Source organism: Dactylosporangium vinaceum (genome assembly GCF_019904175.1).
Lineage (GTDB): Bacteria > Actinomycetota > Actinomycetes > Mycobacteriales > Micromonosporaceae > Dactylosporangium > Dactylosporangium vinaceum.
The window spans coordinates 4,134,557-4,157,267 of the sequence record NZ_CP061913.1 but is presented as its reverse complement, the minus strand read 5'-3'; the positions used below and the strand labels follow the sequence as shown (position 1 = coordinate 4,157,267).

Here is a 22,711-nt window from a genome sequence, read left to right as displayed (position 1 = left end):
AAGCAGCCCACCAGGTCGTCGAGGGCGTCGTCGGTGCGCCCGGCGACGGCGACCCCGATCGGGACGTCGGGACCGGCGCCGAGCCTGGACAGCAGCAGCGCGAACGCTGCCTGCAGGATCATGAACGGGGTGGCCCGCGACTCGCGTGCGATGGCGACGAGCCGCGCGTGCTGCTCGGCCGGGACCGCGAACTCGACCCCGTGGCCCCGGTGGGAGGGCACCGCCGGCCGGGGCCGGTCCGCGGGGAGGCGCAGCTCCTCGGGGCTGTCCTCGAGCGCCGCCCGCCAGAAGTCCAGCAGCCGCGACAGCCGGCTGTCCGGGTCGTCGGCGGCGCCGAGGAGCTCGTGCTGCCAGGCGGCGTAGTCGGCGTACTGCACCGGCAGGGGCTCCCACCCGGGCGCCCGGCCGCCGAGTCGCGCGGCGTAGGCGGTGGAGATGTCGCGCCCCAGGACGCCGAGGGACAGGCCGTCGGCGGCGATGTGGTGCAGCACCACGACGAGCGTCTGCCCGTCGACGAGCCACGCCCGGATCGGCAGGTCGGCGCTCAGGTCGAACGCGCACCGCACGGCCGCCTCGATGTCCAGCGCCGGCACTGTCTGCAGCGACCAGTCCAGCTCGGCCATGCGCAGCACGCGCGGTCGCGGCTGCCCGGCGTCGGCGGCGATGACCGTGCGCAGGACCTCGTGGCGCTCCAGCACGTCGCGCAGGGCGGCGGCCAGCGCGCCCGGGTCGGCGCCGGGCATTCGCACGACCGCCGGGATGTTGTACAGGCCGTCCGGGGCCTCGAGCTGGGCCAGGAACCACAGTCGTCGTTGCGCGTACGACAGCTCGGCCATCAGGAGTCCTCTCGTTCGCGCCGCGGGCGCAGGGCCGGCCGCGGTGCCGCCGCCCGGCCGAGCCGCCCGGCCAGGCCCTCGACGGTCGGGGTTTCGAACAGAGCCCGCAGCGGTACCTCGGTGCCCGATTCGGTGTGTATGCGCCGCACGAGCCGGGTGGCCAGCAGCGAGTGCCCGCCGAGGGCGAAGAAGTCGTCGTCGACGCCGACCCGGGGCAGTCCCAGGACGTCGGCGAAGATGCGGCACAGCAGGGTCTCCTGCGCGGTGGCCGGTTCCCGTCCGCGCCCGGCCGCGGCGGCGTAGTCGGGTGCCGGCAGGGCGGAGCGGTCGACCTTGCCGTTGCCGGTCAGCGGCAGGGCGTCCAGGACGACCACCGCGGCGGGCACCATGTGGTCCGGCAGGCTGCGGGCGGCGTGCTCGCGGACGGCCTGCGGTCGCAGCTCGCCGTCGGCCACGACGTAGGCGACCAGGCGGCCGTCCCGGGCCGCGACGATCGTGCGGCCCACGCCCTCGCACGTGGCGATGGCCGCCTCGACCTCGCCGGGCTCGATCCGGAAGCCGCGGATCTTGACCTGGTCGTCGAGCCGGCCGGCGAAGCGCAGGCGGCCGTCGCGGTCCCACCGGACGCGGTCGCCGGTGCGGTACATCCGCTCGCCGGGCAGGTATGGGCAGGCGACGAAGCGCTCCGCGGTCGGGCCCGGGCTGCCGGTGTACCCGCGGGCGAGCCCGGCACCGGCGACGTAGAGCTCGCCGACGCTGCCCGGCGGGAGCAGGCCGAGGCGCTCGTCGAGCACGAAGGCCCGGGTCTGCGGGACCGGCCGCCCGATCGGCACGCCCGAGCCGCCCTCGAGGTCCGCCGGCCGGACCGGGTGCACGGTGGTGAACGTCGTGTTCTCCGTCGGGCCGTAGCCGTTGGACAGTCGGATCGTCGGCCGGTGCTCGAGGAGGCGGGCGCAGTGCGCGGCCGACAGGACGTCGCCGCCGGCCAGCAGGTGGCGGACGCCGGCGAGGACCGTCACGTCGGTGTCGACCACTTCGTGGAAGAGCCCGGCGGTGAGCCACAGGGTGGTGACGGCGTGGCGGCGCAGGAACGCGCCGAGCTCGGCGACCGACAGCGCGCCCGGCGGGGCCGCCGCCACCGTCGCGCCGTTGAGCAGCGCGCCCCAGATCTCGAAGGTGGCGGCGTCGAAGGAGACGGATCCGAGCTGGGCGAACACGTCACCGGGGCCGGCCGTGAAGTACCCGGCGTCGCGGACGAGGCGTTCGACGGCGCGGTGCGGCACCAGTACGCCCTTGGGCCGGCCGGTGGAGCCGGAGGTGTACATCAGGTAGGCGGCGCCGTCGGGTCCGACCTCGGCGGCGGGTGGCGCCGCGTCCGGGCCCTCGGCCAGGCCGGCGGCGACGGCCGGCTCGTCGAGCACGATCACCGGCACGGCCGCGTCCCGGACGGCCCCGGTGTGCGCGGTGCGGGTCACCACGGCGGCGGCCGCGGCGTCGCGCAGCAGCAGGGCGATCCGCTCGGGCGGGTAGGCCACGTCGACGGGCAGGTAGGCGCCGCCGGCCTTGAGCACGGCGAGGAGCGTGACGACCAGCTCGGCGCCTCGGGGCAGCACCACAGCGACGACGGCCTCCCGGTGCACGCCGAGGGCGCGCAGGTGCCGGGCGAGGCGGTTAGCCCGGGTGTCGAGCTCCGCATACGTCAGCGCGGTCGCGTCGTCGGCCACGGCGATCGCGCCGGGGTGCTGGGCGGCGACGGCGGCGTACAGCTCCGGCAGCGTGGTGGCCTGTGTCGCGCCGGCGGGGTCGCGAGCAAGCAGCCCGGCCCGCTCGTCCTCGCCGAGGATGTCGATCGCGTCGAGGGGCCGGTCGGGGTCGGCGCCGGCCGCCCGCAGCAGCCGCGTCCAGCGCCCGGACAGCACCTCGATCGTGCCGGCGTCGAACAGGTCGGCCGCGCCGACGAGGAAGCCGCCCAGCCCGGCCGGCTCGCCGTCGGGCCCGAACGTCTCGTGGACGGTGAGGTCGAGGTCGAACTTCACGGCGGACAGGCCGGGCGCCTCGCGGCGGATGGCGACGCCCGGCAGGTCCAGCGCGGCCCGGGCGGTGTTCTGCAGGGCGAGCACGACCTGGAAGAGCGGGTGGCGCGACAGGGACCGGGCCGGTGCGAGCTCCTCGACGAGGCGTTCGAAGGGCACGTCCTGGTTGGCGTAGGCGGCCAGCGCCCGGGACCGCACCCGGCGCAGGAGCTCGGCGAACGTCGGGTTGCCGGACAGGTCGGTGCGCATGACGAGGGTGTTGACGAAGAACCCGACGAGGTCGTCGAGGGCCTGGTCGGTGCGCCCGGCGATCGCCGTGCCGATCGGGATGTCCGGCCCGGCGCCGTGCTTGGACAGCAGCGTGGCCAGCGCCGCCTGGAGCACCATGAAGAGGGTGGCGTTCTCGCGCCGGGCGAGCTCGAGCAGCCGGCGGTGCACCTCGGCGGGGACGGATACCGGCATGCCGAGGCCGCGGTGGGTGGCCGTCGGCGGGCGGGGATGGTCGGCCGGGAGCGCGAGCTCCTCCGGCGCGCCGGCCAGGGCCTCCCGCCAGTAGCCGACCTGCCGCTCGAGGACGCCGCCGCCGAGCTGGTCGCGCTGCCAGAGGGCGTAGTCGGCGTACTGCACCGGGAGCGCCGCCCACCGGGGTGCCCGGCCGTCGCGGCGGGCCGCGTAGGCGGTGGAGAGGTCCCGGGCCAGGGGGCCGGTCGACCAGCCGTCGCCGGCGATGTGGTGCACGACGACGACGAGCGTCTGCCCGCCGTCGCCGGCGTCGAACAGCCAGGCCCGGACGGGCAGGTCGACGGCCAGGTCGAACACGCAGCGGACGGCCTGCGCGACAGCGGCGTCGAGGGTCGCCCGGTCCGGGACGGAGCCGAGCTGCAGCGCCCAGTCGACGGCGTCGACGGGCACGATGTGCTGGTAGGGCTCGCCGTCGGCGACGCCGAACACGGTGCGCAGCACCTCGTGCCGCTCGATCACGTCTCGCAGCGCCGCGCCGAGCGCGTCGGCGTCCACCCCCTCCAGGCGCAGCACGACCGGCACGTTGTACAGCGGGCTCGGGCCCTCCAGCTGATCCAGGAACCACAGCCGCCGCTGCGCGAATGACAGCGGCGGCCGCGCCGGCCGCTCCTGCCGCGCCGGGCCGGCCGGTCCGGCGTCCGCGGGCGACAGCCGCGCGATCAGCTCGTTGACGGTGGGCGCCTCGAAGATGTCGGTGATCTCGGCGTGGCGGCCGAGGTCGCTGCGGATGCGGCTGGCCAGCTGCGTCGCCAGCAGCGAATGCCCACCCAGGTCGAAGAAGTCCTCATCGGGCCCGACCCGCTCCAGGCGCAACACATCCGCGAACAGCGCGCACAGCGCCCGCTGCTCCTCGCCGACCGCCGCCTCGGCGGAGGGAGCCGCCCGCTGCGGCTCCGGCAACGCCCGCTTATCGATCTTGCCGTTCTCCGTCAACGGCAACGCATCCAACACCACCACCGCACCCGGCACCATGTACTTCGGCAACACCCGCGCCGCATGCTCACGCACCACATCCGGCAACACCTCACCCACCACATACGCCACCAGCGCATCCCCCCACACCACCACCACCGCCTGCCGCACCCCCGCACACCCCGCAACAACCGCCTGCACCTCACCCAGCTCAATCCGGAACCCACGAATCTTCACCTGATCATCAGCCCGACCCGCGAACACCAACAGCCCGCCCGACGTCCACCGACCCAAATCACCCGTGCGATACATCCGCCGCCCCGGCACAAACGGACACGCCACAAACCGCTCACCCGTCAACCCAGGCCGCCCCACATAACCCCGCGCCAAACCGACGCCCGCCACATACAACTCGCCGACCACCCCCGCCGGCACCGGCCGCAGCCCGGCGTCAAGCACGAACACCCGGGTATCGAGCACCGGCGTACCGATCGCCACCTGCGCCGCGTCCGCACGCATCCGCCACAACGTCGCATCCACCGTCGTCTCCGTCGGCCCATACGAGTTGAACATCAACCGGCCCGCAGCCCAGCGCCGCATCACCGGCACCGGACACGCCTCACCCGCCACCGCCAACACCACATCGAGATCCACACTCAACGGATCCAGACCAGCCAGCACCGCAGGCGGCAGCGTCACGTGCGTCACCGCCTGCCCCGCCAGGAAGCGGCCCAGATCCGGGCTCAGCCGCCACTCGTCCGGAATCACCACCAGCGTCGCCCCGCACAGCAACGCCATACACCACTCCCAACCGAACGTGTCAAACCCCGCCGATGCGAACTGCCCCACCCGCGACCCCGGCCCAACCCCCAACCACCGCCGATGACCCTCGACCAGAGCCCCAACGCCCGCATGTGACACCAACACCCCCTTCGGCGTCCCCGTCGAACCCGACGTATAGATCAACCACGCCGGATGCGCCGGCGTCACGCCGGCTTCCACCGGCCCACCGGCAAACTCCAGCTCGCCGTCCAGCACGACCACGGCGCCCGCGTCGGCCAGCATGAAGTCGATCCGCTCCCGCGGATACTGCACATCGATCGGCAAATACGCACCACCCGCCTTCAACACACCCAGCAACGCCACCAACAGCGAAACACCCCGCGGCAGCAGCACACCCACCACCGACTCCGGCCCAACCCCGAGACCCCGCAAATACGCGGCCACACCATCCGACCGCACATCCAACTCCCGATACGACACCTCCTCCCCGCCACACACCACCGCCACCGCATCCGGAACCGCCGACACCTGCGCCGCGAACAACGCCGGGATCGTCGCCACCGGCACCGCCGGCTCACTGACCACCGGACCCAGCAACCGAGCGCGCTCAGCCGCATCGAGCACACCCACCGCACCCACCCGGACACCCGGCTCGGCGCTCACCGCGTCCAGCACACGCACCCACCGCGCCGCCAGCGCAGCAACAGTGTCCGCATCGAACAGATCAGCCGCGCCGACAAGGGTCCCGCGGAGGCCGCCGCCCGGCGCGTCGCCGATGCTGATGTCGATGTCGAACTTCGCCGCGGACGCGCCGGCCCCGGCGCCGCCGATTGCGGCCCCGGGCAGGTCGAGCACCGGCCGGTCGAGGTTCTGCACGGCGAGCTTCACCTGGAACAGCGGGTGCCGGGCCAGGGTGCGCGACGGCGCCAGCTCCTCGACGAGGCGTTCGAACGGCACGTCCTGGTGCTCGAAAGCGTCAAGGCCGGTCCGGCGCACCCGCTGGAGCAGCTCGGTGAATGTCGGTTCGCCGGACAGGTCCGTGCGGATCACGAGGGTGTTCACGAAGCATCCGACGAGGTCCTCGAGGGCCTGGTCGGTCCGGCCGGCGGCGGCGACACCGATCGGGATGTCGGGGCCGGCGCCGAGCCGGGACAGTACCACCGCCAGCGAAGCCTGGAGGATCATGAACACGGTGACGTTCTCGGCGCGGGCGAGGTCGGTCAGGCGCCGGTACAGCTCGTCCGGCACCAGGACCGGCGCCGCGACGCCCGCGTGTGAGGCGACGGCCGGGCGCGGGCGGTCCGCCGGCAGCGCGAGCTCCTCCGGCGCCCCGGCGAGGGTCTCCCGCCAGAAGGCGAGCTGCCGCTCCAGGAGACCATCGCCAAGCAGGTCGCGCTGCCACAGGGCGTAGTCGGCGTACTGCACGGGCAGGGGTGCCCAGTCAGGGGCGCGGCCGTCGCGGCGGGCGCGGTACGCGGCGGAGAGGTCGTTCGCCAGGGGCCGCAGCGACCAGCCGTCGCCGGCGATGTGGTGGATCACCACGGTCAGCGTGCCGTCGTCGGACAGCCAGGCCCGGATCGGCACCTCGGTGCTGAGGTCGAACGTCGTCGCCGGCTCGGCCGGTCCGCGGCGCAGGGACCAGTCGAGTTCGTCGATGGGCACGATCCGCTGGTACGGCTCCCCGTCGATCACCTCGATGACCGTTCGCAGGATCTCGTGCCGGCCGATGACGTCGCGCAGCGCCAGGTTCAGCGCATCGGGGTCCACATCGGACAGTTGGACAACTGACGGCATGTTGTACAGCGCGGCCTCACTGTCGAGCTGCTGGCCGAACCACAGACCGCGCTGCGCGAACGACAGCGGGATCCGGTCCGGTCGCGGTTGCGCGGGCCGAAGTTCGCGGCGGGCGCGCCCGGCGCGGGCCAGCCGGTCGGCGAGCCGCGCGGGAGTGGGCGCGTCGAAGAGGCCGCGGAGGGGTACCTCGGCGTCGAACACCCCCCGCAGCCGCGAGATCAGCCGTACGGCGAGCAGGGAATGCCCACCAAGGGCGAAGAAATTGTCATCCGGCCCGACCACCACCCGACCCAGCACATCAGCGAACAGCCCACACAGCAACTCCTGCACCGGATCCGCAGCCTCCCGCCCCGCACCGACGCCGGAGGCCATCTCGGGCGCCGGCAGCGCCGCCCGATCCACCTTCCCGTTCACGTTCAACGGCAACGCATCCAGCACCACCACCGCCGCCGGCACCATGTACTCCGGCAACAACCCAGCCGCATGCACACGCACGGACTCCGGCAACACGTCACCCACCACATACGCGACGAGGGCGTCGCCGCGCGCCACCACCACGGCCTGCCGCACACCGGGACAGCGGGCGACCACCGCCTGCACCTCACCCGGCTCGATCCGGAACCCGCGGATCTTCACCTGATCATCCGACCGACCGGCAAACGCCAACCGCCCATCAACCGTCCACCGGCCCACATCACCAGTGCGATACATCCGCCGACCCGGCTCGAACGGACACGCCACGAACCGCTCCGCTGTCAGCCCCGACCGCCCGACATACCCCCGAGCCACACCCTCCCCCGCGATATACAACTCGCCGACCACACCCGCCGGCACCGGCTGCAACGACCCGTCCAGCACCAACACCCGGCTCCCCACAATCGGCACCCCGATCACCGGCACATCCCCGACCCGCAACACCGGCGACATCGCCGCACACACCGTCGACTCCGTCGGACCATAGGCATTGACCAACCGCACCCGATCAGCCCACACATCCACCACCGCAGCCGGCAGCGCCTCGCCCGCACACACCACCGTGCCGATCGAACCCAGGCCCTCCACCACACCCAACACCGCCGGCGGCACCGTCACATGCGTCACCCCGAACCGATCAGCGACCAACCCCAGATCACCCACCTCAACCCGGCCCACCGCCACCACCGCCGCACCCGAACACAGCGCCACCACCACCTCCGCCACCGCAGCATCGAACCCCACCGACGCGAACTGCAGCACCCGGCTGCCCGGACCCACCCCGAACCGCTCCATCTGACCCGCCACCAAACTGGCCAGACCCGCATGCGACACACCCACACCCTTCGGCACACCCGTCGAACCCGACGTGTACAGCACGTACGCGAGGTTGCCGGGGATCGCCGCGGACGGGCGTAGCGCTGCCGGGGGCAGTGCCGTGGCCACCGGCTCGGTCAGCACGATGTCGGCGGCGGCGAGGATGAGCCGCCGCCGCGGTTCCGGCGCCGCGGGGTCGACCGGGAGGAACGCCGCGCCGGTTTTGGTGACGCCCAGGACGGTGGCGACCCAGTCGGCGCCGCGGTCGAGCACGATGCCGACGACGGTCTCCGGGCCCGCGCCCAGTTCCTGTAGGTGCCCGGCGATGCGGTCGGACCACTCGTCGAGCTCGCGGTAGGACAGGTCGCGGTCGCCGGCGAGGGCCGGCGCGTCGGGGGTGCGCGCCACCTGGCCGGCGAACAGCTGGGCGAGGGTGGCCGGCGCCGCCGGCTCGGCGGCGGTGCTCCAGCGCCGGGTCAGCTCTCTCCTCGGTGCGTCCAGGACCTGGATCGCGGCGAGCGCCAGCTCTGGGCCGCCGCGTCGGGTGGTTTCCAGTGCGGTGACCAGGTTGCCCAGCGCGGTGTGCAGCATCGCGCAGACGGCCTGCGGGTCGGCGGGCGCGACTGCGTCGACGCCGAGGAGCAGCCCCTGCGGGGTGTCGTTGACGGCGACGGTGAGCGGGTAGTTGGTGCGCTCGCGGGTGAGCAGGACGCGGATGCCGTCGACGATCGTGCCGTCGCCGGCCGCGGCACGGTCCTCCGGGTTGTGCCGGTAGTTGAACAGCGACGTGAACAGCGGGGCGTCGCCGGTCAGCCCGCTGGCCCGCTGGGCGGCGGCGAGCGGTGCGTGCTCATGCTCCAGCAGTGCCGCGAGCTGGTCGCGCATGGCGGTGACGGCAGCGGCCGCGCCGGTGCCGTCGATCGGCACCCGGACCGGCAGCGTGTTGATGAACGGTCCGGGGACCCGGGCCGCACCGGCGGCGGCGAGCCGTCCGAACAGGACGGTGCCGAAGACGACGTCGCGGCGGCCGGCGAGCGTGGCGAGGACCCTGGCCCAGGCGAGGTGCAGTACCGTCGCCGGGCTCGTGCCGAGCTCCCGGGCGGCGGCCCGCAGCCGGGCGGTCAGCCCGGCGTCGACGGCGAGGGTGGCCCGGGCGGCGGCGGTGCCGTCGGTGTGCACGTCGGCAAGCCCGTAGGGCATGGTGGGCTCGGTGACGTCGCCGAGGAGGCCGGCGAAGTAGTGCCGGTGCGCCTCGGGCGCCTGGGCGGCGAGGACCTGGGCGACGAAGGTGCGGAATGGCACTGGCTCGGGCAGGTCGTCGCCGCGCCCGGTGAGGTGGGCGCGGATCTCCTGTAGCAGCATGCCCATGCCGGTGTGGTCGCGCAGCAGCTGGTGGATGCGCACGAGGGCGAGCCGCCGCGGTGTCGCCGCGCGTGGCTCGCCGCCTTCAATGTCGGGGTCGGGCTGGCCGCCTCCGGCGTGGGAGCCGAGGGCGCCGCCTTCGGGGTCCGGGCCGGGCACGCCGATGAGGACGTCGAGCAGGGGTGCCCGCCGCAGGTCCATGGCCGGCTCGCCGGCCGCGAGCAGGTGGCGGACCGGGTCGCCGGACGACGGGATCGGCACCTCGCGCACCGGTACGGGCGCGTGCCGCCAGACCACCTGGACGGGCTGCGGCAGCCCGTCCCAGGCCAGGGCGGTGCGGTAGATGTCGTGGCGGTCGACGACGCGTTGCAGCGCGGCGACGAACCGCTCGAGATGCGCCGGCGTGTCGAGGTCGAGCACGATCGGCAGGAGGTAGACGTCGCGGCCGGTGTCGGCGCTCATCAGGTGGTGGAAGAGGATGCCTTCCTGCAGTGGCGCCAGGGGGTAGATGTCGGCGACGTTTGCCGGTCCGCCGTCGACCCGGGCGACGGCGTTGTCGATCTCGGCCTGCGACAGCGGCACGAGGGGCAGCAGTTCCGGGGTGATGGCGTCCGCGCCGGCGGCGATCGCGGCGGCCGGCGCGGCCGGCTCGACGGTGCCGGCGGCGTAGGCCAGGGCGGCGGGGGTCGGGCTCTGGAACAGCGCCCGCACCGGGACCGTCAGCCCGTGCTCACGCAGCCGCTCGACGAGCGATACGGCGAGCAGGGAGTGCCCGCCGAGCTCGAAGAAGTCGTCGTCGACGCCTACCTCGTCCAGATCCAGGACCGACGCGAACGCCTCACACAGCAGCCGCTCGCGCTCGCTGGACGGCGCCCGCCGCGGCCCGCCCGCCGGCGCGAGGTCCGGCGCCGGCAGCGCCTGACGGTCCAGCTTGCCGTTCGCGGTCAGCGGGAGGGCGTCGAGGACCACCACCGTCCCCGGCACCATGTGGTCGGGCAGCCGGCGGGCGACGTGCTCGCGCACCGCCTTCGGCTCCACGTCGCCGACGACGTAGGCCACCAGGGCACCGTCGCGGGCCACCACCGCGGCGTGCGTGACGCCGGGGCAGCCGCCGACGGCGGCCTGGACCTCGCCCGGCTCCACCCGGAAGCCGCGGATCTTCACCTGGTCGTCGGCGCGGCCCTCGAACAGCAGCTGACCATCCGCCGTCCACCTTGCCAGATCCCCGGTGCGATACATCCGCCCGCCGCGCACGTACGGACACGCCACGAACCGGCTTGCGGTAAGCGCCGACTGGCGCAGATAGCCACGCGCCAGCTGCCTCCCGGCGATGTACAACTCCCCGACCACACCCGCAGCGACCGGCCGCAGCCCGCCGTCCAGCACGAACGCGCTCACCCCGGCCAGCGGACGCCCGATCGGCACCGCTCCCGGCGCCAGCCGCACCGCCACGACACCGATCGTCGTCTCCGTCGGCCCATAATGGTTGAACACCACCGGACCACCCGGGATCGCCAGCAGCCCCTCGACGAGCGCCGCCGGGGCCTTCTCGCCACCCAGGATCAGCGACCGCCGCGGCAGCAGGCCGTCCGGGCCGTTGACGGCGCTCAGCGCGGCCAGGTGCGACGGGACGATCTTCAGATGGTCGATCTCGTGCTCGGCCAGATATGCGCGCAGGGCGGCGGGGTCGGTGGCGGTGTCGGCGTCGACGATGTGCAGCTCGCCGCCGGTGACGATGCTCGCCAGCAGGACCGTGTTGCCGAGGTCCGTGGCGGCGGCCTGCAGCAGCGCGTACCGGCGGCCGGCGCTCCGCAGCTCGAGGCGGTCGACCGCGGCAGCGGCGTAGGCGGCGACGCCCGCGTGGGTGACGGCGACGCCCTTGGGACGGCCGGTCGAGCCGGAGGTGTAGATGACGTACGCGGGCGTGCCGCCGGCGGGTGCGGTCGCGGGGTCGTGCGCGGGCTGCGCGGCGATGGCGGCGGCGGTCGCCGGGGCGTCGGTGACGATGGTGCGCACGCCGCGCGCGATGGGCAGTTCGTCGACGGCCGCCTGTTCGCCGAGCACGACCGCGGCGCGCGCGTCGGTGAGCACGAATCCGATTCGGTCGGGCGGGGCCTGCACGTCGAGGGGCAGGTAGGCGCCGCCGGCCTTCCAGATCGCGAGGATCGCCGCGACGAGCCCGGCGCTGCGCTCGGCCGCGATGGCCACGACGGATTCGGCGCCGACCCCGTTGTCGCGCAGGTAGTGGGCGAGCCGGTTGGCGTGGGCGTCCAGCTCCGCATAGGTGAGCGTCTCGCCGCCGGCTGTGACGGCGACCGCGTTCGGGGTCCGAGCGATGTGCGCGGCGAACCGCTCCAGGACGCCCTGCGCGGCGGGGGCAGGGTGCACGGTGAGCAGACCGGCGCGCTCCTCGGGCGCCAGGATCTCCACCGCGTCCACGCCCCGACCGGGATCCTCGGCCAGCGCGTGCAGGACCCGCACGAACCGCTCCGCGAACAGCGCCGCCGCCGGCTCGTCGAACAGATCCGCCGACACCGTGAACGTACCCCGGATCCCCGCCGGCGCATGCGCGGCGTCGAACTGCTCACCGACCATCACATCCAGGTCGAACTTCGCCGCCGGCCGACCCGTCAACAACCGCTGCACCCGCAACCCCGGCAGATCCACCACGACGTCGGCCGCGTTCTGCAACGTCAACACCACCTGGAACAGCGGATGACGGGCCATCGACCGGGCCGGCGCCAGCTCCTCCACCAACCGCTCGAACGGCACATCCTGATGCGCCAGAGCACCCAGGCTCGCCTCCCGCACCCGGCCCAGCAGCTCACCCCACGACGGGCCACCCGACAGATCTGTGCGCACCACCAGGGTGTTGACGAAACACCCCACCAGATCGTCGAGCAGCTCATCGGTGCGCCCGGCGACGGCTGAGCCGATCGGAATGTCCGTGCCGGCACCGAGGCGCGACAGCAGCACGGCCAGCGCCGCATGCAGCACCATGAACATCGTGACGTTGTGCTCACGAGCCAACCGAGCCAGCGCGTCGTGCAGCTCGGCAGGCGCCGCGAACGACACCGAATGGCCGCGGTGGGTACCGACCATCGGGCGGGGCCGGTCCGCCGGCAGCCTCAGTTCCTGCGGCGAACCGGCGAGGGCCCGCCGCCAGTAGTCGAGCTGGCCGGCGATCAGACTCTCCGAGTCCGACTCCTCGCCCAGCAGCTCGCGCTGCCACAGCGCATAGTCCGCGTACTGCACCGGCAGCGGCGACCAGTCCGGCGCCACCCCCGCACACCGGGCCGCGTACGCCGCCGACACGTCACGCATCAGCGGCGCGATCGACCAGCCGTCACCCGCGATGTGATGCAGCAGCAACACCAGCACGTGCTCGTCACGGTTCACGGTGAACAGGTGGGCCCGTAGCGGTACCTCCGTGGCGAGGTCGAACGTGTGGCGGGTGACGGCGGCGACGTCCGGCGGTGCGTCGTCGATGCGCAGCCGCCAGTCGAGTTCGGCGGCCGGGATCACGCGCTGATAGGGGCGGCCCTGCGCCGACGGCAGGACGGTGCGCAGTGCCTCGTGCCGCTCGACGACGTCCCGCAGCGCCTCGGCCAGCGCGATCCGGTCCAGCGGGCCGGTCAGGCGGAGCACGAGTGGGGTGTTGTAGGTGGCGCTGGGCCCTTCCATCTGGCTCAGGAACCACAGCCGCTGCTGCGCGAACGACAACGGCACCCGCGCAGGGCGCTCCACCGCCCGCAGCCGGACCCGATGCCCGCCCGTCGTCGGCATCAGCGCGGCGAGACCGGCCGGCGTCGGGCTCTGGAACAGGGCCCGGATGTCGACGTCGACCTCGAGGACGCTCTTGATCCGGCTCACCAGCCGCACCGCCAGCAGCGAGTGACCGCCCAGGTCGAAGAAGTCGTCGTCGACGCCGACCTCGTCCAGGCCCAGCACCGACGCGAACGCCTCACACAGCAGCCGCTCGTGCTCAGTGCCCGGCGCCCGCCGCCGACCGGCCGCCGACCCGAAATCCGGCGCCGGCAGCGCCTGACGGTCAAGCTTGCCGTTCGCCGTCAACGGCAGGGCGTCCAGCACGACAACGGCGGCGGGCACCATGTGGTCGGGCAGCTCGCCGGCGACGTGCTCGCGGACCGTCCTCGGCTCGACGTCGCCGGCCACGTACGCGACCAGGGCACCGTCGCGAGCCACCACCGCCGCCTGGGTGACGCCCGGGCAGCCGCCGACGACGGCCTGGACCTCGCCGGGCTCGACCCGGAAACCGCGGATCTTCACCTGATCGTCGGCGCGGCCCTCGAACAGCAGCTGCCCGTCGGCCGTCCACCTTGCCAGGTCCCCGGTGCGATACATCCGCTCGCCGCGCACATACGGGCACGCCACGAACCGGCTCGCGGTCAACCCGCCCTGACGCAAATAGCCACGGGCCAGCTGCCTCCCGGCGATGTACAACTCCCCGACCACACCCGCAGCGACCGGCCGCAGCCCGGCATCCAGCACGAACGCGCTCACCCCGGCCAGCGGACGCCCGATCGGCACCACCCCGGACGCCAACCGCGCCGCCACCACGCCGACCGTCGTCTCCGTCGGCCCGTAATGGTTGAACACCGCCGGACCGCCAGGGACCGCCAGCAACTGCTCGACCAGACCGGCCGGCGCCTTCTCACCACCGAGGACCAGCGACCGCCGCGGCAGCACGGCACCCAACGCCGCCAAATGCGACGGCACGATCTTCACGTGATCGATCGCCCGGCCGGTCACGAACTCCCGCATCGCGGCCGGATCCATCGCCGTGTCCGCGTCGGCGATGTGCAGCTCACCGCCGCTCGTCAGACTCGCCAGCAGGATCGTGTTACCGAGGTCTGTGGCGGCGGCCTGCAACAGGCCGTACCGGCGGCCCGCAGCGCCCAGCTCGAGCCGGTCGACCGCCGCCTCCACGTAGCCGGCCAGCCCGGCGTGCGTGACGGCCACGCCCTTCGGGCGGCCGGTCGACCCGGACGTGTAGATCACGTAGGCCAGGTGGTCCGGGCGCGCGGCGAGGGTCGCGGCGTCGGGCGGCTGCGCGGCCACTCCGGCGACCACCGCGGGATCGTCGAGGTCGACCATCCGGACCCGGCCGACCGGCAGCTCGTCGAGCACCGCCGCCGTCCCCAGCACCAGCACCGCACGACTGTCCGCCAACATGAACGCCTGCCGCTGCACCGGCGCATCCACATCCAACGGCAGATACGCACCCCCCGCCTTCCACACCGCCAACACCGCCACCACCGTGCGCACCCCACGCGGCAGACACAAACCCACCACACAATCCGGACCCACACCGGCCGCAGCCAGATAGTTGCCCAGCCGCCCGGCGCGCGCGTCCAACTCCGCGTAGGTGAGCGTCTCCTCGCCTGCCACCACGGCCACCGCGTTCGGGGTCCGAGCGACCTGCACGGCGAACCGCTCCAGGACGCCCTGCGCGGCGGGGGCAGGGTGCACGGTGAGCAGACCGGCGCGCTCCTCGGGCGCCAGGATCTCCACCGCGTCCACGCCCCGACCGGGATCCTCGGCCAGCGCGTGCAGGACCCGCACGAACCGCTCCGCGAACAGCGCCGCCGCCGGCTCGTCGAACAGATCCGCCGACACCGTGAACGTACCCCGGATCCCCGCCGGCGCATGCGCGGCGTCGAACTGCTCACCGACCATCACATCCAGGTCGAACTTCGCCGCCGGCCGACCCGTCAACAACCGCTGCACCCGCAACCCCGGCAGATCCACCACGACGTCGGCCGCGTTCTGCAACGTCAACACCACCTGGAACAGCGGATGACGGGCCATCGACCGGGCCGGCGCCAACTCCTCCACCAACCGCTCGAACGGCACATCCTGGTTGGCGAGGCCGGACAGGAGGGTGTCGCGGACCCGGCCGAGCAACTGCCGCACCGTCGGATCGCCGGACAGGTCGGTGCGGACCACCAGAGTGTTGACGAAGCAGCCGACGAGATCGTCGAGCGACTCGTCGGTCCGCCCGGCGACCGCCGACCCGATCGGGATGTCCGTGCCGGCACCCAGCCGCGACAGCAGCACGGCCAGTGCCGCATGCAACACCATGAACATGGTGACGTTGTGCTCCCGGGCCAGCCGGACCAGCGCGTTGTGCAGTTCGGCGGGGGCCGCGAAGGACACCGAGTGCCCACGGTGGGTGCCGACCGTCGGGCGGGGCCGGTCCGCCGGCAGCCGCAGCTCCTGCGGCGAGCTTGCCAACGCTCGCCGCCAGTAGGCGAGCTGCCCGGCGATCAGACTCTCCGGATCGGACTCCGCGCCGAGGAGTGCCCGCTGCCACAGCGCGTAGTCCGCGTACTGCACCGGCAGCGGCGACCAGTCCGGCGCCACCCCCGCACACCGGGCCGCGTACGCCGCCGACACGTCACGCATCAGCGGCGCGATCGACCAGCCGTCACCCGCGATGTGATGCAGCAGCAGCACCAGCACGTGCTCGTCACGGTCTTCGGTGAAGAGCCACGCCCGGAAGGGAACCTCGGCGGCGAGGTCGAACGCGTGGCCGTCCACGTCGCGCAGCGGGCCGGCCTCGACCTGGAGCCGCCAGTCCAGGTCCGCGCCGTCAAGGATCCGCTGGTACGGCTCGCCGTCCTCGGCGCCGAACATCGTGCGCAGTGCCTCGTGCCGGTCGACGACGTCCCGCAGCGCCTCGGCCAGCGCGGCCCGGTCCAGCGGGCCGGTCAGGCGGAGCACGAGCGGGCTGTTGTAGGTGGCGCTCGGCCCTTCCATCTGGCTCAGGAACCACAGCCGCTGCTGCGCGAACGACAACGGCACCCGCGCAGGACGCTCCACCGCCCGCAGCCGTACCCGATGCCCACCCGCCGCAGGCACCAGCGCCGCCAACCCGGCCGGCGTCGGACACTGGAACAGGGCCCGGATGTCGACGTCGACCTCCAGCACACTCTTGATCCGGCTCACCAGCCGCACCGCCAGCAGCGAGTGGCCACCCAGGTCGAAGAAGTCGTCGTCGACGCCTACCTCGTCCAGGCCCAGCACCGACGCGAACGCCTCACACAGCAGCCGCTCGTGCTCAGTGCCCGGCGCCCGCCGCCGACCAGCCGCCGACCCGAAATCCGGCGCCGGCAACGCCTGACGGTCAAGCTTGCCGTTCGCCGTCAACGGCAGAGCGTCGAGGAGGACCACCGCCGGCACCATGTGGTCGGGCAGCTCGCCGGCGACGTACTCGCGCACGGCCCGCGGCGCGACGTCGCCGACGACGTAGGCCACCAGGGCACCGTCGCGTCCGATGACCGCCGCGTGCTCGACGCCCGGACAGCCGGCCAGGACCGACTGCACCTCGCCCGGCTCCACCCGGAAGCCGCGGATCTTCACCTGGTCGTCGGCGCGGCCCTCGAACAGCAGCTGACCATCCGCCGTCCAGCGCACCAGATCGCCCGTGCGATACATCCGCTCGCCCGGCGCAAAGGGACACGCCACGAACCGGGCTGCGGTAAGCGCCGACTGGCGCAGATAGCCACGCGCCAGCTGCGTCCCGGCGATGTACAACTCCCCGACCACACCCGCGGCGACCGGCCGCAGCCCGGCATCCAGCACGAACGCGCTCACCCCGGCCAGCGGACGCCCGATCGGCACCGCTCCCGGCGCCAGCCGCACCGCCACGACACCGATCGTCGTCTCCGTCGGCCCATAATGGTTGAACACCACCGGACCACCCGGGATCGCCAGCAGCCCCTCGACGAGCGCCGCCGGGGCCTTCTCGCCACCCAGGATCAGCGACCGCCGGGGCAGCACGGGACCCAACGCCGCCAAATGCGACGGGACGATCTTCACGTGATCGATCTGGTGAACGGTCACGAACTCCCGCATCGCGGCCGGATCCATCGCCGTGTCCGCATCGGCGATGTGCAGCTCACCGCCGCTCGTCAGACTCGCCAGCAGGATCGTGTTACCCAGATCCGTCGCCGCCGCCTGCAACAGGCCGTACCGGCGGCCCGCACCGCCCAGCTCGAGCCGCTCGACCGCTGCCTCCACGTAGCCGGCCAGGCCGGCGTGCGTGACGGCGACGCCCTTCGGGCGGCCCGTCGAGCCGGACGTGTAGATCACATAGGCCAGGTGGTCGGGCCGCACTGCGGCCGCGGCCGCGTCGGGCGACTGCGCGCCCATCGCCTCGTCGAAGTCCACCATCCGAACCCGGCCGACCGGCAGCTCATCGAGCACCGCCGCCGTCCCCAGCACCAGCACCGCACGACTGTCCGCCAACATGAACGCCTGCCGCTGCACCGGCGCATCCACATCCAACGGCAGATACGCACCCCCCGCCTTCCACACCGCCAACACCGCCACCACCGTGCGCACCCCACGCGGCAGACACAAACCCACCACACAATCCGGACCCACACCGGCCACAGCCAGATAGTTGCCCAGCCGCCCGGCGCGCGCGTCCAACTCCGCGTACGTGAGCGTCTCCTCGCCCGCCACCACGGCCACCGCATCCGGGGTCCGAGCGACCTGCACGGCGAACCGCTCCAGCACGCCGGCGCCGGCCTCCGCGGCAGGCCCCGGGCCCCACTCGCGCAGGATGCGCCGGCGCTCGGCGCCGTCGAGGACGTCGACGGCGCTGACGGGCGCGTCCGGGTCGGCGGCAAGGGCCTCCAGCACCCGCACCAGCCGCTCGGCGAAGGCGCGGGCCGCCGGCTCGTCGAACAGGTCCGCCGACACGCTCACCGCGCCCCGGACGCCGTCGGGCCGCCCGTGCGGGTCGAACACCTCGCCGACGAGGACGTCGAGGTCGAACTTCGCCATCGGCTTGTCCAGCAGCAGCGGCCGGCACTCGACGCCCGTGAGGACCGGCACGTCCGAGGACCGGTTCAGCGCCGTGAGGACCACTTGGAACAGTGGGTGGCGGGCCATCGACCGGGCCGGCGCCAATTCCTCCACCAACCGCTCGAACGGCACATCCTGGTTGGCGAGGCCGGACAGGAGCGTGTCGCGGACCCGGGCGAGCAGCTGCCGCAGCGTCGGGTCGCCGGACAGGTCGGTACGCACCACGAGGGTGTTGACGAAGCAGCCGACGAGATCGTCGAGCGACTCGTCGGTCCGCCCGGCGACGGCTGAGCCGATCGGGATGTCCGTGCCGGCACCGAGGCGGCTCAGCAGCACCGCTACCGCGGCGTGCAGCGCCATGAAGACGGTGACGCCGTTCTCGTTGGCCAGCGCCACCAGCTGCCGGTGCAGCCCGGCGGAGACGCGGAACCAGACGGTGTGACCGCGGTGGGTGCTCACCGCCGGCCGGGGCCGGTCCGCGGGCAGCGTCAGCTCCTGCGGCGAACCGGCGAGGGCCCGCCGCCAGTAGTCCAGCTGGCCGGCGATCAGGCTCTGCGGATCCGACTCGTCGCCGAGCAGGTCCCGCTGCCAGAGCGCGTAGTCCGCGTACTGCACGGCCAGGGCCGGCCAGTTCGGCGCCGAGCCGCCGCGGCGGGCCTCGTATGCCACTGACACGTCGCGCATGAGCGGCGCCACCGACCAGCCGTCGCCGGCGATGTGGTGCATCAGCAGCACCAGGACGTGCTCCTCGGGGTCGCCGGCGAAGAGCCAGGCCCGCAGCGGTGCCTCCGTGGCGAGGTCGAACGTGTACGCGCCCGCCTCCCGCACGGCGTCGGCCAGCTCGCCGAGCCCGCCGACCGTGCCGACGGTCGAGCCCTGTGCCACCGGCTGGTCCCAGTCGGCGCCGCCGAGCGTCGGACCTGAGGCCCAGCCGGGCCTGAGTTGCACCTGCCAGTCGAGCTCCGCGGCCGCCAGGACCCGCTGGAACGGCTCGCCGTCCTCGACGCCGTACACCGTGCGCAGGGACTCGTGGCGCTCCACGACGTCGCGCAGGGCGGCGGCAAGCGCGTCACGGTCGAGCGGGCCGGACAGGCGCAGCACGATTGGTGTGTTGTACGTCGAGTTGGGCCCCTCGAGCTGGCTGAGGAACCACAGCCGCCGCTGCGCGAAGGACAGCGGCACCCGGTCGGGGCGATCCGCTACCCGCACCGGCGTCCGCCGCCCGCCGGCCGCTGGGACGAGCGCCGCCAGCCCGGCCGGCGTCGGGGCCTCGAACAGGGCCCGCAGCGGGATGTCGGCGTCGAATAGTGCGCCGGCCCGGCCGGTCAGTTCGACGGCGGTCAGGGAGTGCCCGCCGAGGGCGAAGAAGTCGTCGTCGACACCGACCGCGTCGAGGCCCAGGACCTGCGCGAAGACCGCGCACATGAGCTCCTCGCGGGTGTCCGCGGCCGGCCGGGCGCCGTCGCGGGCCGCCGAGCGGTCCGGCGCCGGCAAGGCGTGCCGGTCGAGCTTGCCGTTGACAGTCAGTGGCAGGCCGTCGAGGACCATCATGGCGGCCGGCAGCATGTAGTCGGGCAGCCGTTGCGCGGCGTGGGCGCGCACCCGGTCGAGGATGGCTTCCAGTGCGGTGCGGTCGAGGCCGGGTCGCGGTACCAGATAGGCAATCAGCTTTTTGTCCTGTGCCCGGTCCTCGCGGACGACCACGGCGGCGGTTGCGACGTCCGGGTGTGCGGCCAGAATCGTCTCGATCTCGCCCGGCTCGATGCGGAAGCCGCGGATCTTCACCTGGTGGTCGGCGCGGCCGGCGAAGATGAGCTGCCCGTCCGGCGTCCACTGTGCGCGGTCGCCGGTGCGGTACATCCGCTGCCCGGGCCGGAAGGGGCAGGCCACGAACCGGGTGGCGCTCAGCGCGGGCTGCCCGGCGTAGCCGCGGGCGAGCTGGCCGCCGGCGACGTAGAGCTCGCCGGCGACCCCGGCCTCGACGGGCTGGAGGGCTCCGTCCAGGACGTAGGTGGCGAATCCGGGCAGCCCGCGCCCGATGACGCTGTCCGGCTCGCCGGGGCGCACCGGCCACGCGGTGACGTGCACGGTGGTTTCGGTGATGCCGTACATGTTCACCAGCGCCGGGCCGGGGCGCTGCGCGTGCCACCGCTGCAGCCGGGCCGGGTTGAGGGCCTCGCCGCCGAAGACGACCGCGCGCAGCCGGTCGCCGGTGTCCGGCCGGGCCTGCGTCGCCGCGTCGGCAAGCGCGTAGAACGCCGACGGTGTCTGGCTGAGGACCGTCACGCCGGCGCGGTCGAGCAGGTCCCAGCAGGCCTGCGGGTTGCGGGAGACGTCGAACGGGACGACGACCACGCGGCCGCCGTGCAGCAGTGCGCCCCAGATCTCCCACACGGAGAAGTCGAAGGCCGCCGAGTGGAACCAGCTCAGGGTGTCTCGTTCGGTGAGGTGGAACGTCGGCTGGGCGGCCGCGAACAGGTTCAGGACGCTGCGGTGCGTCACGACGACGCCCTTGGGGCGGCCGGTCGAGCCCGAGGTGTAGATGACGTAGGCGGGGTGGTCGGGCGTGGGCCGGGGCGCCGGGCCAGGCTCGACCGGCGCGTCCGTCGGCAGGTCCTCGAGGGCCAGGGCAGGCACGACCGACGCGCTGAGCCGGTCGGCGAGGGGCGCGGACATCAGCACGAGGGCGGCCTGCGCGTCGGCGAGCATGAACGCGATCCGGTCGGCCGGGTACTGGGGGTCCAGCGGCAGGTACGCGGCACCGGCCTTCACGATGCCCAGCAGCGCCACCACGACGTCGGCGCTGCGGTGCATCAGCACGCCGACGACCGACTCGGGGCCGATGCCGAGCCGCCGGAGGTGGCCCGCGACGCGGTCGGAGCGGCGGTCGAGCTCCGCGTAGGTGAGGTCGGCGTCGCCGCCGGTGACGGCTATCGCGTCGGGTCGGGCGGCCGCCTGCGCCGCGAACCGCTCCGGCAGCGTCGCGGCGGGCTCGTCGAGCGGGGCCGGCTGGACGGCATCGAGCATCCGCTCGCGTTCGCCGTCGCCCAGCAGGCGGGCGCGGGCGATGCGGTCGTCCGGGCCGGCCGCGGCGAGCCAGTCGAGGGCCGCGCGGTGCCGGCGCAGGGCGCGCTCGGTCGCCGGGGCGTCGCCCAGCTCGGGGTTCATTTCGATCGTGAGCTCGGTCCCGCCGGCCGCGGAGCGGCGGTAGGCGCCGAACTTGACGGTGTCGGCGGGGCCGCTGGCCAGGCTGATCTCGCGGGTGACGCAGCCGTCGAACGCGATCGGCAGGCCCGGGCCGACCACGTTGACGACCAGGTCGCACAGGGTGGTGCCGGCGGCGAGGCGCAGGTCGCGGGCGATGTGCTCGGAGGGGTACCGCTGGTGCAGCTGGACGTCACGCAGCAGCCGGGCGGCGCCGCCGGTCAGCTCGGCGACGGTGGTGCCGGGCCGGACCGTGAACGGCACGGGCAGGACGTTGGCGGCCATGAGCGGGATGCCCAGCTCGCGCCGGCTGGTGCGACCGTGAGTGGGTATGCCGATGACGAACTCGGTCCGGCCCGTCTCGCGCTGGTGCTGCAGGGCCGCGGCCGCGATGACGAGCCCGGCGAGGCTGATCTGCCGCCGGCGGGCGGCTGCCACCAGCTCGGCGGTCCGCTCGGCGCCGAGGAGGTGGGCGGCGCGCCGCGGCGGTCGGGTGGGTCCGGCGCCGAGGCTCGGCGGCGGCGCGGTCCGGGCCAGGGCGGCGCCCCAGAAGTCCCTGTCGCGTGCGTAGTCGGGCGAGCGCAGGTACTCGTCGGCGCTGTCCAGCAGTGCCGTGGCCGGCGGCAGGGCACCGTCCGGTTCGTCGCCGGCGCGCAGGGCCGCGTAGATCTGGGCCACGCGCGCCGCGAACAGCACGACGCTCAGCCCGTCCATCGCGATGTGGTGGAAACGCTGGTACCACAGGACGTGCTGCGGGCCGAGGCGGAAGACGACCTGCGCGGTGAGCGGGTCGTGGCCCAGGTCGGTGGCGCGGCCGAGATCGTCGCGCATCCACGCCTCGGCGGCGGCCGCCGGGTGGGTCCGGTCGGTGAGGTCGACCGACCGGACCTCGGCGGGGGCGGCGTCGAGGTACTGGACGGGTACGCCGTCGTGGACCGCGATGCGCAGCCGGGTCGCGTCGGCCTCGCCGAGGGCGCGCCGGATCGCGGCCACGAGGAGGTCGGCGTCGAGCGGGCCGGTGATGTCGCGGTACTCGCCGAGGTTGTACACGGGGTTGCCCGGGTCCAGCTGCTGCGCGTACCAGATTCCGCGCTGGCCCGGCAGGAGCTGCCGGGCGTCCGGGCGGGACGTGAGCAT

Annotated in this window: 2 protein-coding genes (1 of these 2 only partly in view); both read right to left on the bottom strand. The window is 73.8% G+C overall.

All coding sequences use genetic code 11. The features are described 5' to 3' along the window. Positions 1-836, bottom strand: partial view of a non-ribosomal peptide synthetase gene (locus tag Dvina_RS18585; RefSeq protein WP_223103728.1) — the 5' end (the start) only. It extends 11,377 nt beyond the left edge of the window; the window shows 836 of its 12,213 coding nt (coding positions 1-836); it begins with the start codon at positions 834-836; the stop codon falls past the left edge of the window. Beyond that, positions 836-22,711: a non-ribosomal peptide synthase/polyketide synthase gene (locus tag Dvina_RS18580; RefSeq protein ID WP_223103727.1), complete on the bottom strand. Its 21,876-nt coding sequence runs from the start codon at positions 22,709-22,711 to the stop codon at positions 836-838. Before Dvina_RS18580 ends, Dvina_RS18585 begins: the two co-directional genes overlap by 1 nt.